We start from the raw sequence: 13,180 nt of genomic DNA, 5'->3' as shown, positions 1-13,180 counted from the left end.
CGACGAATCTCGCCGCTTCGGTGCCCTCCGAGGATGGCACAGCCTTTTCCCAGTTTCCAGACTGACTCGGGCTGCCGGGTACGATTTCGGGATGCCTGACTCGATCGTCGACGAGATCCGCGCCGAGCTGTCCGCCCTCGAGGACCCGAAGGCCCGCGCCGTCAACGAACGCCACGGCGATGCGCACGGCGTGAACCTGTCGAAGCTGCGCGCGCTGGCGAAGAGCGCAGGCATGTCGACCGACCTTGCTCGCGCGCTCTGGGCGACCGACGACGTCGCCGCGCAGCTGGTCGGCCTGCTGGTCGCGAAGCCACGCGAGCTGTCGGCCGACGAGATCGACGCCATGCTGCGCTCGACGAGAAGTGCGAAGGCGCACGACTGGCTGGTGAACTACATCGCGAAGAAGTCGCCCCTTGCCGAAGAGCTCCGACTGCGCTGGATGGACGATCCTGACGCCGACGCCAGAGCCGCCGCGTGGTCGCTGACCTCGGTGCGGGTGCAGAAGAAGCCCGAGGGGCTGGACCTGGATGCCGTGCTCGAGCGCATCGAGCGCGAGCTGCGCGACGCGCCGAGCCGCGAGCAGTGGGCGATGAACGAGACGCTGGCGTACATCGGCATCCATCACCCGGCTCTCCGCGAGCGCGCCGTCGCGATCGGCGAGCGCCTCCAGGTGCTCTCCGACTACCCGGTGCCGCCGAACTGCACCTCTCCCTTCGCGCCGGCCTGGATCGCCGAGATGGTGCGGCGCCAGGGCTGACCCGGGTTCGCCGCTCGCCGCGCGCTCGGGAGGACTTCGCACCCTCCGGAGGAGGCATCCCGCCCACGCCACCTCCCATGCGCGCGTTCTCCTCCCGAACGCGCGCACGCGTGCACCGGCCGCAGAGCGGTTCACGCTCGCGTGCAGGCTCAGGCGCGCAGCGGCGAGCGACGCGCCGAGGGACGCGACTCATCGGGGGCGAGCACGCAGAGCAGCTGCACCAGAGTCGTGAGCCACAGCAGCACGAGTCCGACCACGACCGCTTCGAGGGCGGCGACCGACAGCATCCCGAAGCCGAAGGCGACCGTCGCCGCGACGACGAAGACGACGAAGACGCTCGTGAGCACGCGCAGCATCCGCACGCCGCTCAGCAGCAGCGTCGTCAGCACGGTGGCCGCGAGGATCAGGCCCAGCGTCGAGTACGCGGCGATCGCATGTGCGACGCGAACCCGGTCGAGCGGCAGCAGCCCCACCGCGGCGAGCGCGAGCCCCGCACCGGCCCACGTCGACACGATCGCGGCGATCCGGCGCAAGGCCTGGTCACCCAGCATCCGGTGCAGATCGCGACCGAGGTAGGAGCCGGCCGTCGCGATCAGCAGCCCGGCGACGACCAGTGTGCCGTTGAACGCCCAGCCGCCGGCGCCGATGCCCAGATCCGAGAAGCTGCGCTCCCACCATGCCGGGTCGGTCGCGGTGAGCATCGCGAAGAGAGTGCCGATCACGAGGAAGGCCGACAGCAGCGCGGCGATGTCCTGCGTCCTCAGGCGCACGCCCATGCGGAACGCCAGGCGTCCGCCGAGGGCAGATGCGACGCCGGTGAACACTCCGCCCGCCGGCGCCGGCAGGGTCAGCCCCTCGAGCCCTGTGGCGAGCACCTCGCCGGCGAGCAGCACCCCCAGAGCCGTGACGCCGGCGATGGCCACGGTCACGGCGGTCGCGCTGACGTGCGAGACCCAGGCCTGCCACGCGGGCATGGGCCTGGTCTCGCCCGCTCTGTGCATCCGGGTGCTGACGGCGAACCCCACCGCGGCGATCGCCCCCGCGACGAGCGCGATCGGGATGATCACAGAGCCGTCGCCGCTGAACGGGCGCGCAGCACCCCACAGCACGACGGTGCCGACCACCGCACCGGCCGCGAAGCACAGCGCGGTCGCCCACAGCATCCGCTCCTGCTCGCGCAGCCGCCCGCCGACGTCCATTCCCTCATCGAACCATCCGCGGCGGACATACGCTGGACGACATGAGCACCCACATCGCAGCCGCCCCGGGCGACATCGCCCCGATCGTCCTGTTCCCCGGCGACCCGCTGCGGGCGAAGTGGATCGCCGAGAACTTCCTCGACGACGCGCGTCTCTACAGCGACGTGCGCGGGATGCTCGGGTTCACCGGCACGTGGAACGGCGAGCGTGTATCGGTGCAGGGCTCGGGCATGGGCCAGCCGTCGATGGCGATCTACGCCACGGAGCTGTTCTCGGAGTACGACGTGCAGACGATCGTGCGGGTCGGCTCGTGCGGCGGTCTCACCGACCGCGTCGGCATGCGCGACGTCATCATCGCCAACGGCGCGTGCACCGACTCGGGCATCAACCGCGTGCGCTTCCACGGTCTCGACTACGCGCCCGTCGCCGACTTCTCGCTGCTTCGGGCGGCGGTCGAGGCTGCGGAGGGCCTGACTCTTGATGCCTCCGTGCACGTCGGCCTGCTCTTCTCGAGCGACCAGTTCTACTCGACCAGATCCGAGCTGACCGAGCCGTTCGTCGCGCACGGCGCCCTGGCCGTCGAGATGGAGACCGCCGGTCTCTACACGCTCGCGGCGTACCACCAGCGCCGCGCGCTGAGCATCTGCACCGTCTCCGACCACCTCGTCACGCACGAGGCGACCACCGCGCAGGAGCGCGAGCAGAGCTTCGGCGACATGATCGAGATCGCCCTGCGGGCGGCGACCGCCTGAATCACGGCATCCCGGGCCCGCCGACCTCGCGGCGCAGCGCCTGCGGCCCGCACCGGCCCGCACGGATGTCGGCAGGAATCACAGATGTCGGTCGGAATCGGCCCGATCGGCCGACATCCGAGATCGGCGCCGACATCCGTGCGCTCCACCGCACCCGGCTACCGTTGACACATGCGCTTCCCCGCCGCGATCCGCGCCGCACGCAGGGCTCCCCTGCTGCAGGTGCTGAAGTCGGCCGCAGCCACCATCGCGGCCTGGCTGATCGCGGGCTGGCTGATCCCGGGGCCGCTGCCCGTGTTCGCCGCCATCGCCGCGCTGCTGGTCGTGCAGCCGAGCGTGAACCAGTCGCTGTCGAAGGCCCTCGAGCGCAGCGCCGGGGTGATCCTCGGCGTGGTGATCGCGGTGCTGCTGAGCCTCGTCCTGGGCGCGCAGAGCTGGGTGGTGCTCGCGGCCGTCGTGGTGGCGATGCTCGTCGCCTGGTCGCTGCGGGCATCCACCGGGACCGGCAACCAGGTCGCGATCTCGGCGGTGCTGGTGCTGGCACTCGGCTCGTCGAACCCCGACTACGCCCTCGACCGCATCCTCGAGACGCTCATCGGCGCGGCGATCGGCTTCGTCGTGAACATCGCGATCGTCCCGCCGGCCCTTTCGGCCCCGGCGAGGCGCGACATCGGGATGCTCGGGCGCGAGCTCGCCGCATCCCTCGACCGCCTCGCGCAGGCGCTCCCCGTCACCCGCACGCCCGCGCAGCTGCAGGAGCTGATGCTCGAGGCCCGGCTGCTTCGGCCCATGAAGGATTCGGCAGAGGCATCCCTCACCGCGGCCGCGGAGTCCCTCTCGCTCAACCCGCGCCGAGGCCGGCACCGCGACGACATCGACGAGCTGCGAGCGGTGTTCGAACGGCTCTCACCCGTCGTCACCCAGGTCATCGGCATGACGCGCGCGTACATCGACCACTACGACGACTCGCTCGCGACCGACCCGACCGTGCGGGCGATCGCCGAGCAGCTGCACCGCGCCGGTCACGACGTGCGGCTGGCGGTGCAGTCGTCCGAGGGCGCAGAACCGGATGCCCTGACCTCGGCCGTGCCGGCGCTGACCACTCCCCTGGTCGTGCGACCCCCTGCCTCCGACCACTGGATCCTCGTGGGGTCGCTGATGGAGGACCTGCGGCGGATCCATGGCGAGCTGCGCGACGAGACCTGAGAGCATGCGGTCTCCGGCGTGAAAGGATCGAGGCATCATGCCATTCGATCCCTCCCTCGTCCGCGACGCCGATCCGGATGCCGTCTATCTGGCATTCGTGGAGTGGGTGGAATCCACGGGCATCAGCCTGTACCCCGCGCAGGATGAAGCGGTCATCGAGATCGTCTCGGGGAAGAACCTGATCCTGTCGACCCCGACCGGAACCGGCAAGTCGCTTGTCGCCATCGGCGCGCACGTCGCAGCCCTCGCCGCTGGACGACGCAGCTACTACACGGCTCCCATCAAAGCGCTGGTCAGCGAGAAGTTCTTCGCGCTGGTCGATGTGTTCGGCGCCGCGAACGTGGGCATGGTCACCGGCGACTCGTCGGTCAACGCCGATGCGCCGATCGTGTGCTGCACGGCCGAGATCCTCGCGAATCTCGCCCTGCGCGAGGGACCGGATGCCGAGGTCGGCCAGGTGGTCATGGACGAGTTCCACTTCTACGGCGACCCTGACCGCGGATGGGCCTGGCAGGTGCCGCTGCTCGAGCTGCCGCAGACGCAGTTCGTGCTCATGTCGGCGACCCTCGGCGACGTGACCGACCTCGCCGCCGACCTCACTCGGCGCACGAAGCGCGAGACCGCCGTGGTCACCGGCGTCGAGCGCCCGGTGCCGCTGCACTTCTACTACGAGACGACGCCGATCCACGAGACGATCGACGACCTGCTCTCGACAGGCCAGGCGCCGGTGTATGTCGTGCACTTCTCGCAGGCGGCGGCCATGGAGCGCGCGCAGGCACTGGCGAGCGCGAAGGTGGCCACTCGCGAGCAGCGTGACGAGATCGCAGAGCTGATCGGCGGGTTCCGGTTCACCACCGCGTTCGGCAAGACGCTGTCACGACTGCTGCGGCTCGGCATCGGCGTGCACCACGCAGGGATGCTGCCGAAGTACCGCCGCCTGGTCGAGCAGCTCGCACAGCGCGGCATGCTGCGGGTGATCTGCGGCACCGACACCCTCGGGGTCGGCATCAACGTGCCGATCCGCACCGTGCTGCTCACCGCACTGACGAAGTTCGACGGCAAGCGGATGCGGCAGCTGAACGCCCGCGAGTTCCATCAGGTCGCCGGTCGCGCGGGGCGCGCGGGATACGACACCGCCGGGACCGTGGTCGCGCAGGCACCCGAGCACGAGAGCGAGAACCTCGCCGCGCTGAAGAAGGCCGGCGATGATCCGAAGAAGAAGCGCAAGATCATCCGCAAGAAGGCACCGGACGGATTCGTGTCGTGGGGCGAGCCGTCGTTCCAGAAGCTCATCGGATCGCAGCCGGAGACCCTGACCTCGCACATGCAGATCACCAGCGCGATGATGCTGAACGTGATCGCCCGTGGAGGCGATGTGTTCGGGAATATGCGCGCACTGGTATACGACAATCACGAGTCGAGGGCGAACCAGCGCCTGCTCGCGCTGCGCGCCCTCGGCATCTACCGCACGCTGCTGCAGTCGGGTGTGGTGGAGACCTACCCGGTTGTCGAGCGAGGGAGCGAAGCGACCGAGTCGAAACTGGTGCGGCTCACGGTCGACCTGCAGCCCAACTTCGCCCTCAACCAGCCGCTCTCACCCTTCGCCCTCGCGGCATTCGAGCTGCTCGACCCGGAGTCGCCGACCTTCGCGCTCGACATGATCTCGATCGTCGAGTCGACGCTCGACGACCCGCGCGCGATCCTCAGCCAGCAGGAGTTCCAGGCCCGCGGCGAGGCGGTCGGTGCGATGAAGGCCGAGGGCATCGAGTACGACGAGCGCATGGAGCTGCTCGAGCAGATCACCTATCCGAAGCCGCTCGAAGAGCTGCTCGGGGCGGCGTTCGAGACCTTCAGCTCATCGCAGCCGTGGATCCGCGACTTCGAGCTGCACCCGAAGTCGGTCGTGCGCGACATGTACGAGCGAGCCATGTCGTTCGGGGAATATGTCGCCTACTACAAGGTCGCCCGCTCGGAGGGCGTGGTGCTCCGGTACCTCTCCGACGCCTACCGTGCGGCATCCCAGACCATCCCCGAGCATCTGAAGAGCGAAGAGCTGCACGATCTGATCGACTGGCTCGGCGAGCTCGTGCGCCAGGTCGACTCCAGCCTGCTCGACGAGTGGTCCGAGCTCATCGCGGGCGTCGACAACGGCGCCTACGACCGCCCCGACGAGCCGGTCGTGCCGCCTGCACCCAAGCGCCTCACCTCGAACACCCGGGCGTTCCGAGTGCTGGTGCGCAACGAGATGTTCCGCCGCGTGCTGCTCGCCGCCCGCGAAGACGTCGAGTCACTGGCATCCCTCGACGGCGACTTCGGCGCCGACGGCTGGAATGCCGCCCTCGACGCCTACTTCGCCGATCACGACGAGATGCTCACCGGCGCCGACGCGCGCAGTCCGCAGCTGCTGCTGATCGAACAGGGCTCCGAGACCTGGACGGTGCGCCAGATCATCGACGACCCCGCCGGAGACCACGACTGGGGCATCACGGCGACGGTCGACCTCGCGGCATCCGACGAGGCCGGCGAGGCCGTCGTCACCGTCACCGGCGTCCCCCGGCTGTAACCCCGCGCCGCACTCGCACACTTCTCCTCGTTCTGCACACGGATCCCCCCGATCCGTGTGCAGAACGGGGATTCCTGTGCATCCGCGACCCCGTGCGCCCCGGTGCGACCGGCTCACCGCTCAGTCGGGTCGCGGTACATCCGCGGGCATCCCTCCGTTCTGGCATCCGGCCGAAGCTCGAAGTGCCACGGCTCGTTCTCATAGATCTGGCACAGCCCGAAGACCGCGCCGTTGCGCCCGAGCCACTCCGCGCTCTCCCACGGGCCGATATCGATGGCATGCCCCGACACGTGCTCGGATGTCTCGGCGGTCGCCACCCAGCGCGATGCCTCCTCGACGGACCCGTACTTCCCCACCGCCTCCTGAAGCAGATGATCCTGCAGCTCGGCCGAGCGCCATCCGCTGTTCACCCGCAGCTCGACGCCGTCCTCAACAGCCACCGCGCCCGCGTTGCGCACCGCCTCGAGCAGCGCGCCGTCCAGTCCCGCCACCGCGGGCGACCCGTCGTAGAGGCTGAGAGCAGATCCGGGCTCGATCTGCCCGTCGGCAGCGGTGATCCGGCCGTCGGCGGCGGCCTCACCGCGCTCCTGCGCCGTCGAGACCGGCCCCGCCGGAGTCGCGAACGTGCTCGCCGAGATCGCGTTCGGGGCCTGGGCCAGCACGAACACGAACGCGGCGGCCGCGGTGACCAGGGTCGCCAGGAGGGCCGCCCGCTGGCGGCGGCTGAGGGCAGATGCTGTCGTCATGCGACCAGTCGACCCGTCGGCGCGTTGCCAGGGCGTATGCGGTTTCCGATACGTTCTCGATACGTCCCCGTGCGTAGGATCCTTCTCATGCGCGTGCTGATCGTCGAGGACGAGCCCTACCTCGCCGAGGCCGTCCGCGACGGACTCCGGCTCGAGGCGATCGCGGCCGACATCGCAGGGGACGGCGACACCGCGCTGGAGCTGCTGAGCATCAACGCCTACGACATCGCCGTGCTCGATCGGGACATCCCCGGTCCATCGGGTGACGACGTGGCCCGCTCGATCGTGGCGTCGGGCAGTGGCATCCCGATCATCATGCTCACCGCCGCCGACCGGCTCGACGACAAGGCGACCGGCTTCGAGATCGGCGCCGACGACTACCTCACCAAGCCGTTCGAGCTGCGCGAGCTCGTGCTGCGGCTTCGAGCGCTCGACCGGCGGCGAGAGAGAACCCGTCCGCCGGTGCGCGAGCTCGCGGGACTCAGGCTCGACCCGTTCCGGCGGGAGGTGTTCCGCGACGAGCGCTACGTGGCCCTGACCCGCAAGCAGTTCGCGGTGCTGGAGGTGCTGGTCGATGCCGCGGGCGGCGTGGTCAGCGCAGAGGAGCTGCTCGAGCGGGCGTGGGACGAGAACGCCGACCCCTTCACCAACGCCGTGCGGATCACCGTGTCGTCGCTGCGCAAACGGCTGGGAGAGCCGTGGCTGATCCTCACCGTGCCAGGCGTCGGCTATCGGATCGACGCCGATGCCTAGGGCTCGCGGGCTCAGCGTGCGCTGGCGGCTGACCCTGAGCTATGCGGCGATCGTCATCGTGTCGGGCGTGGTGCTGCTGACGGTCGTGTCGGCATGGCTGCTGCGCTACGTGCCCGACGGCGCCATCGTCGCAGACCGGTTCGTGCCGAACCGCTCCGACCTGGTGCGCGCCTTCACACCCGCCGTCGTGGTCGCCCTCGTCGTGCTGCTGCTGATCGGGGTGGGGGGCGGATGGCTGCTGGCCGGGCGGATGCTCGCCCCACTCGACCGCATCGGGCACGCGGCGCGTCTCGCGGCGGAGGGCTCGCTGTCGCACAGGATCGCGATGGAGGGCCGCGGCGACGAGTTCCGCGACCTCGCCGACGTGTTCGACTCGATGCTCGAGAGGCTCGAGACGAACATGGCCGAGCAGAAGCGGTTCGCGGCGAACGCGTCGCACGAGCTGCGCACCCCGCTCGCGATCTCGCAGGCGCTGCTGGAGGTGGCCCGCACCGATCCCGGCAGGGATGCGGATGCCCTGATCGGGCGTCTGAGCGAGGTGAACACCAGGGCGATCGAGCTGACCGAGGCGCTGCTGCTGCTCAGCCGCGCGGATCGGCGCGCGTTCACGAACGAGCCGGTGGATCTGTCGCTGCTGGCCGAAGAGGCCGTGGAGACGCTGGCTCCGCTGGCGGATCGACGCGGCGTGTCACTGGAGGTCGGCGGAGAGGAAGCGCCCGCGCTCGGTTCGCCGGCGCTGCTGCAGCAGCTGATCATGAACCTCGTTCACAACGCGGTCGTGCACAACCTGGCATCCGGAGGAATGGTGGCCGTCCGCACCCATGTGCGGCCGCGGTCGGTGGCCCTCGTCGTCGAGAACACCGGCGAGGTGCTCGCACCAGGCCTCGTCGAGACGCTGGTCGAGCCGTTCCAGCGCGGTGCCGAGCGGGAGCGCGACCCCGATCTCGCGGGGGTCGGGCTCGGCCTGGCCATCGCGCAGCGCATCACCGAGGCGCACGACGGGTCGCTGATGCTCGCGCCGCGCGACGGCGGCGGGCTGAACGTGACGGTGTGGCTGCCCCGGCCCCCGGCCTGACGCACCATCGGCCACCGCGCCTGCACACTTCTCCCCTCCCTGCACACGGATCGGGCCGATTCATGTGCAGAACGGGGAATCCTGTGCATCCGCGCGCACGCGGACCGCGAGACGGCACCGGCCCCTCAAGTCACCAGGGGCTCGGCCGGTAGTCCTTGAGGAACACGCCCTGCAGGTCGACGCCCGCCTCCCCCTGCACGATCGGGTCGTACACCCGGGCGGCGCCGTCGACGAGGTCGAGCGGGGCGTGGAAGCCCTCCTCGGCCAGGCGCACCTTGGTGAAGTGCGGGCGCTCGTCGGTGATCCAGCCGGTGTCGACGGCGGTCATCAGGATGCCGTCGGTCTCGAGCATCTCACCGGAGCTGGTGCGTGTGAGCATGTTCAGCGCGGCCTTGGCCATGTTCGTGTGCGGGTGACCGGGGCCCTTGTACCGGCGCGAGAACTGCCCCTCCATCGCCGAGACGTTCACGATGTACTTGCGGCGGGCTGTCGACGCGGCCATCGAGGCGCGCAGCCTGCTGATCAGCAGGAAGGGAGCCGTGGTGTTGCACAGCTGCACCTCGAGCATCTCGAGCGGATCGACCTGGTCGACCGACTGCACCCAGCTGTTCACGCGGTTCACATCGGGCACGAGGCCGCCTGCATCGATCGCGGTGCCGTCGGCGTGCTTGACCAGCGACGACGACCCAGGCGCCATCGCAAGACGCGCGAGGTCCTCGGCGGTGAGTGCCTGGCCGCCCTGCTCGGCGACGGTGCCGCCGAGGGCAGCGACCGACAGCAGAGGATGCGCATCGACCGAGGCCTGCAGCGCCTGCGGGTGCGGGTCGGCCGTGTGGCCGAAGGTCTCCATCTCGGGCAGCGGGCCGTCCGGGAGCGGCTGCAGCTCGGCATCCGCCAGCAGCGAGTACGCACCCGGCGAGCGCCGCACGGTCTGCGCGGCGTTGTTGATGAGGATGTCGAGCGGCCCCTGGGCCGCGACGGAGTCGGCGAGTCCGATCACCTGCGCCGGGTCGCGCAGGTCGATGCCGACCACTCGCAGCCGGTGCAGCCAGTCGGAGGCGTCGGGCAGAGACGAGAAGCGGCGCACGGCGTCGCGCGGGAATCGGGTCGTGATGGTCAGATGCGCGCCGTCGCGCAGCAGTCGCAGCGCGATGTGCATGCCGATCTTGGCGCGACCGCCGGTGAGCAGCGCGCGCCTGCCTGCGAGGTCGGTGCGCGCGTTGCGCTTGCCGTGGCTGAACCGTGCGCACTCGGGGCACAGCTGGTGGTAGAACGCGTCGACCAGCGTGTACGGCTGCTTGCAGATGTAGCAGTTGCGGGGCTTGAGCAGCTCGCCCGCGATGGGGGCGTCGACGACGCTGGACGCCAGGTCGAGTCCGCGCGTCTCGTCGTCGATGCGGTCGGGAGCACCCGTCGCGGTGCGGGCGACGACCGCCTTGTCAGCCTCGGCGATGGCATCACGGATCTCCTTGCGCCTGGCGCGCTTGACCGCCTTGAACATGTTGGCGGTGGCGCGGCGGACGGCGAGATAGTCCGGATGCTGCTGATCGACCTCATCGAGCGATGCGAGCACCCGGAGGGTGGTGGCGAGGTCGTCGGGGTCGATGCCGGAGGCGGGCAGCGAGGGGGCATCGGTCATTGGGCCGATTCTACGCGCCCCGCCTGAGACCCCCTGGGCGTTGTCGGCACCCCGGCGTAGGGTCGGCACATGAGCACCGGAGAAGCTGCGTACACGTCTGTTCACCAGGGCATCGTGCCCGGCTACCTGCTGGCGCGCCTGGCGAGATCCGAGCGCTATCCGCGCGCCGCCGAGGCCGCACGGCAGACGCTCATCGCGGGGCGCCCCGCCTTCCATTCCACGCTCGAGCTGTCGATCGACGAGAACGGAGCGCTGGTCGCCGAGGTGACCGCGGCTCCCACGCGCACGATCTTCGACGCGCAGAACACCGAGACCCTGCCCGGGCTGATCGTGCGCACCGAAGACGATGCGCCGGTGGACGACGCCACGGTGAACGAGGCCTTCGACGGGCTGGGCGCGACGTTCCGGCTGCTGCTCGAGGCGTTCGAGCGAGACTCGCTCGACGGTGCGGGTGCACCGCTGAACGCCACCGTGCACTACGGCGAGGACTACGACAACGCGTTCTGGGACGGCTCTCGCATGGTGTTCGGAGACGGCGACGGCGAGGTGTTCGTCGGCTTCACCCGCTCGGTGTCGGTGATCGGGCACGAGCTCGGTCACGGTGTCATCCAGAGCACAGCCGGGCTCGTGTACCGCGATCAGTCCGGCGCGCTGAACGAGTCGATCGCCGATGTGCTCGGCGCCCTCACCGAGCAGCACCTGCTGGGCCAGACGGCGGATCAGGCGTCGTGGCTGGTCGGCGAGGGCATCTTCACGGATGCCGTGCAGGGCCGCGCCCTTCGTTCGATGCTCGAGCCCGGCACCGCGTACGACGACGACGAGCTCGGCAGAGACCCTCAGCCCGCGCACATGGACGACTACGTGCAGACCGCGGAGGACAACGGCGGCGTGCACATCAACTCGGGCATCCCGAATCGCGCGTTCGCGCTGGCCGCGCGCACGATCGGGGGTCACGCCTGGGAAGGCGCGGGACTCGCCTGGTACCGCGCACTGACCGGGGGCCTCTCGTCGACCGCCGGGTTCACGGACTTCGCTCAGAAGACGATCGCCGCTGCGGCCGAGATCGGGGCTACCGTGGAATCAGCGGTCCGCGACGCGTGGATCGCGGTCGGAGTGATCGAGGATGCACGAGTACGAGACCCCCGCTGACGACGCGGGATCGGACGATGCGCAGGATCGCATCGTCATCGCCGTCGTGCGCACCGGAGGCATCGCCGGGCTCCGCCGGCGCTGGCGCGCCGAGCCGGCACCCGAGCAGGCGCCGACATGGCTCGAACTGGTCGAGCGCTGCCCCTGGGACGAGCGACTGGATCCGGATGCCCGTGGCGCCGACCGCTATGTGTGGAGCATCCACGTGCGGGTGCGCGACGAGCAGCTCGAGCAGGTCGTTCCCGACGCGCGGCTCGAGGGCGCGTGGCGGGAGCTGGTCGACGCGGTCCGCGACGCGGACCCCGGCACTCAGACCGACCCCGGCACTCAGACCGACCCCGGCCCCCAGGCCGACCCCGGCACTCACGCGGACCCCGGCACTGGCGCCGAGAACCACCGACCGAGACGCTGACACACGATGGAGTGGATATGACACAGAAGATCGTTCCCAACCTCTGGTTCGCCCGCAACGCGGGTGAGGCAGGCGATTTCTACAGCGAGGCGCTGCCGTGGACGAGCGCGCGCGTCACGATGCGCTACCCGGAGGAGGTCCCCGACTTCCAGAAGGGTCTTGAGGGCGAGCCGGTGGTCGTCGACCTCGACGTGGCCGGCTTCCGCATCACGATGATCAACTCGGACGACACGTTCCGCCCGACGCCGTCGATCTCGTTCATGCTCAACTTCGACCCGCTGCTGTTCGACGGCGATCAGGACGCCGCCCGCGCATCCCTTGAGAAGACCTGGGCCGCCCTCTCTGACGGCGGGCAGGCCCTCATGCCGCTCGGCGAGTACCCGTTCAGCCCCCTCTACGGCTGGGTGCAGGACAGGTACGGGGTGAGCTGGCAGCTGATGCTGACCGATCCGAAGGGGGAGCCTCGTCCGTTCGTGATCACTCAGATCATGTTCTCGGGCGATGCGCAGAACAAGGCTCGCGAGGCGACCGAGTTCTATCTGTCGCTGCTCGACGACGCCGCATACGGCACGGTCGTCGAGTACCCCGAGGCCTCGGGAACCGCAGCAGCCGGCAGCGTCATGTTCGGCGAGTTCCGGGTCGGCGAGCAGTGGTTCTCGTTCATGGACTCGAACGTCGAGCACCAGTTCGGTTTCACACCCGGCGTCTCGCTGGAGGTGCGCTGCGCGGATCAGGCCGAGATCGATCGGCTGTGGCAAGCCCTGTCGGCCGTGCCCGAGGCCGAGCAGTGCGGCTGGCTGGTCGACCGTTACGGGGTGAGCTGGCAGATCGTGCCCGAGAACATCGGCGAGCTGCTGGCGAAGCCGGGGGCGTATGAGCGGATGCTCGGCATGAAGAAGCTGGTCATCACCGACTTCTGAGCTCGGAGG

General features: G+C 69.8%; 12 protein-coding genes. 9 read left to right on the top strand and 3 right to left on the bottom strand.

All coding sequences use genetic code 11. The annotated features are described in order from the left end of the window. Positions 1-91 precede the first annotated feature (91 nt). Positions 92-757, top strand: a complete 666-nt coding sequence (locus tag FVO59_RS06780; protein ID WP_182255948.1) for a DNA alkylation repair protein — start codon at positions 92-94, stop codon at positions 755-757. A gap of 149 nt (positions 758-906) precedes the next feature. Here FVO59_RS06780 and FVO59_RS06775 read toward each other — a convergent pair whose 3' ends face one another. Beyond that, positions 907-1,956 carry a DUF998 domain-containing protein gene (locus FVO59_RS06775; RefSeq protein WP_259363482.1) on the bottom strand — a complete coding sequence of 350 codons (1,050 nt, stop codon included), beginning with the start codon at positions 1,954-1,956 and terminating at the stop codon, positions 907-909. Positions 1,957-1,997: 41 nt separating this feature from the next. On the opposite strand from FVO59_RS06775, the gene deoD reads away from it, so the two are divergent. From deoD to FVO59_RS06760, 3 genes are all read left to right on the top strand, one after another. Beyond that, positions 1,998-2,708, top strand: coding sequence for a purine-nucleoside phosphorylase (gene deoD / locus FVO59_RS06770; RefSeq protein ID WP_182255946.1), 711 nt, complete (start codon positions 1,998-2,000; stop codon positions 2,706-2,708). Positions 2,709-2,879: 171 nt separating this feature from the next. Beyond that, positions 2,880-3,914: an FUSC family protein gene (locus FVO59_RS06765; protein ID WP_182255944.1), complete on the top strand. Its 1,035-nt coding sequence runs from the start codon at positions 2,880-2,882 to the stop codon at positions 3,912-3,914. 37 nt (positions 3,915-3,951) lie between these two features. Continuing rightward, complete coding sequence (locus tag FVO59_RS06760) at positions 3,952-6,477, top strand: DEAD/DEAH box helicase (RefSeq protein ID WP_182255942.1); 2,526 nt, start codon at positions 3,952-3,954, stop codon at positions 6,475-6,477. 113 nt (positions 6,478-6,590) lie between these two features. On the opposite strand, the gene FVO59_RS06755 is transcribed toward FVO59_RS06760, so the two are convergent. Then, the gene (locus tag FVO59_RS06755) at positions 6,591-7,223 is read right to left on the bottom strand and encodes a M15 family metallopeptidase (protein ID WP_182255940.1); all 633 of its coding nucleotides are present in this window, start codon (positions 7,221-7,223) and stop codon (positions 6,591-6,593) included. 87 nt (positions 7,224-7,310) lie between these two features. On the opposite strand from FVO59_RS06755, the gene FVO59_RS06750 reads away from it, so the two are divergent. Together FVO59_RS06750 and FVO59_RS06745 are read left to right on the top strand one after the other, a co-directional pair. Further along, positions 7,311-7,976, top strand: coding sequence for a response regulator transcription factor (locus tag FVO59_RS06750; RefSeq protein WP_182255938.1), 666 nt, complete (start codon positions 7,311-7,313; stop codon positions 7,974-7,976). Beyond that, a complete protein-coding gene (locus FVO59_RS06745) occupies positions 7,969-9,051 on the top strand; it encodes a sensor histidine kinase (RefSeq protein WP_182255936.1) in 1,083 nt (360 codons plus the stop codon). Before FVO59_RS06750 ends, FVO59_RS06745 begins: the two co-directional genes overlap by 8 nt. Before the next feature lie 130 nt (positions 9,052-9,181). On the opposite strand, the gene FVO59_RS06740 is transcribed toward FVO59_RS06745, so the two are convergent. After that, a complete protein-coding gene (locus tag FVO59_RS06740) occupies positions 9,182-10,690 on the bottom strand; it encodes an SDR family NAD(P)-dependent oxidoreductase (RefSeq protein ID WP_182255934.1) in 1,509 nt (502 codons plus the stop codon). 69 nt (positions 10,691-10,759) lie between these two features. On the opposite strand from FVO59_RS06740, the gene FVO59_RS06735 reads away from it, so the two are divergent. The 3 genes from FVO59_RS06735 to FVO59_RS06725 are packed head-to-tail and all read left to right on the top strand — an operon-like array spanning position 10,760 to position 13,171. Then, complete coding sequence (locus FVO59_RS06735) at positions 10,760-11,839, top strand: M4 family metallopeptidase (RefSeq protein ID WP_182255932.1); 1,080 nt, start codon at positions 10,760-10,762, stop codon at positions 11,837-11,839. Next, the gene (locus FVO59_RS06730) at positions 11,814-12,251 is read left to right on the top strand and encodes a protealysin inhibitor emfourin (RefSeq protein ID WP_182255931.1); all 438 of its coding nucleotides are present in this window, start codon (positions 11,814-11,816) and stop codon (positions 12,249-12,251) included. The genes FVO59_RS06735 and FVO59_RS06730 overlap by 26 nt, the downstream gene beginning before the upstream one ends. A 17-nt stretch (positions 12,252-12,268) precedes the next feature. Continuing rightward, positions 12,269-13,171: a VOC family protein gene (locus tag FVO59_RS06725; RefSeq protein ID WP_182255928.1), complete on the top strand. Its 903-nt coding sequence runs from the start codon at positions 12,269-12,271 to the stop codon at positions 13,169-13,171. Positions 13,172-13,180 lie beyond the last annotated feature (9 nt).

This window comes from Microbacterium esteraromaticum (assembly GCF_014084045.1).
GTDB lineage: Bacteria > Actinomycetota > Actinomycetes > Actinomycetales > Microbacteriaceae > Microbacterium > Microbacterium esteraromaticum_D.
This window is presented reverse-complemented; position numbering and strand designations above follow the sequence as displayed.

Coding starts and splice junctions, on each gene's coding strand:
- FVO59_RS06780 (WP_182255948.1), top strand. CDS start 92: ATGCCTGACTCGATCGTCGACGAGATCCGCGCCGAGCTGTCCGCCCTC.
- FVO59_RS06775 (WP_259363482.1), bottom strand. CDS start 1,956: ATGGACGTCGGCGGGCGGCTGCGCGAGCAGGAGCGGATGCTGTGGGCG.
- deoD (WP_182255946.1), top strand. CDS start 1,998: ATGAGCACCCACATCGCAGCCGCCCCGGGCGACATCGCCCCGATCGTC.
- FVO59_RS06765 (WP_182255944.1), top strand. CDS start 2,880: ATGCGCTTCCCCGCCGCGATCCGCGCCGCACGCAGGGCTCCCCTGCTG.
- FVO59_RS06760 (WP_182255942.1), top strand. CDS start 3,952: ATGCCATTCGATCCCTCCCTCGTCCGCGACGCCGATCCGGATGCCGTC.
- FVO59_RS06755 (WP_182255940.1), bottom strand. CDS start 7,223: ATGACGACAGCATCTGCCCTCAGCCGCCGCCAGCGGGCGGCCCTCCTG.
- FVO59_RS06750 (WP_182255938.1), top strand. CDS start 7,311: ATGCGCGTGCTGATCGTCGAGGACGAGCCCTACCTCGCCGAGGCCGTC.
- FVO59_RS06745 (WP_182255936.1), top strand. CDS start 7,969: ATGCCTAGGGCTCGCGGGCTCAGCGTGCGCTGGCGGCTGACCCTGAGC.
- FVO59_RS06740 (WP_182255934.1), bottom strand. CDS start 10,690: ATGACCGATGCCCCCTCGCTGCCCGCCTCCGGCATCGACCCCGACGAC.
- FVO59_RS06735 (WP_182255932.1), top strand. CDS start 10,760: ATGAGCACCGGAGAAGCTGCGTACACGTCTGTTCACCAGGGCATCGTG.
- FVO59_RS06730 (WP_182255931.1), top strand. CDS start 11,814: ATGCACGAGTACGAGACCCCCGCTGACGACGCGGGATCGGACGATGCG.
- FVO59_RS06725 (WP_182255928.1), top strand. CDS start 12,269: ATGACACAGAAGATCGTTCCCAACCTCTGGTTCGCCCGCAACGCGGGT.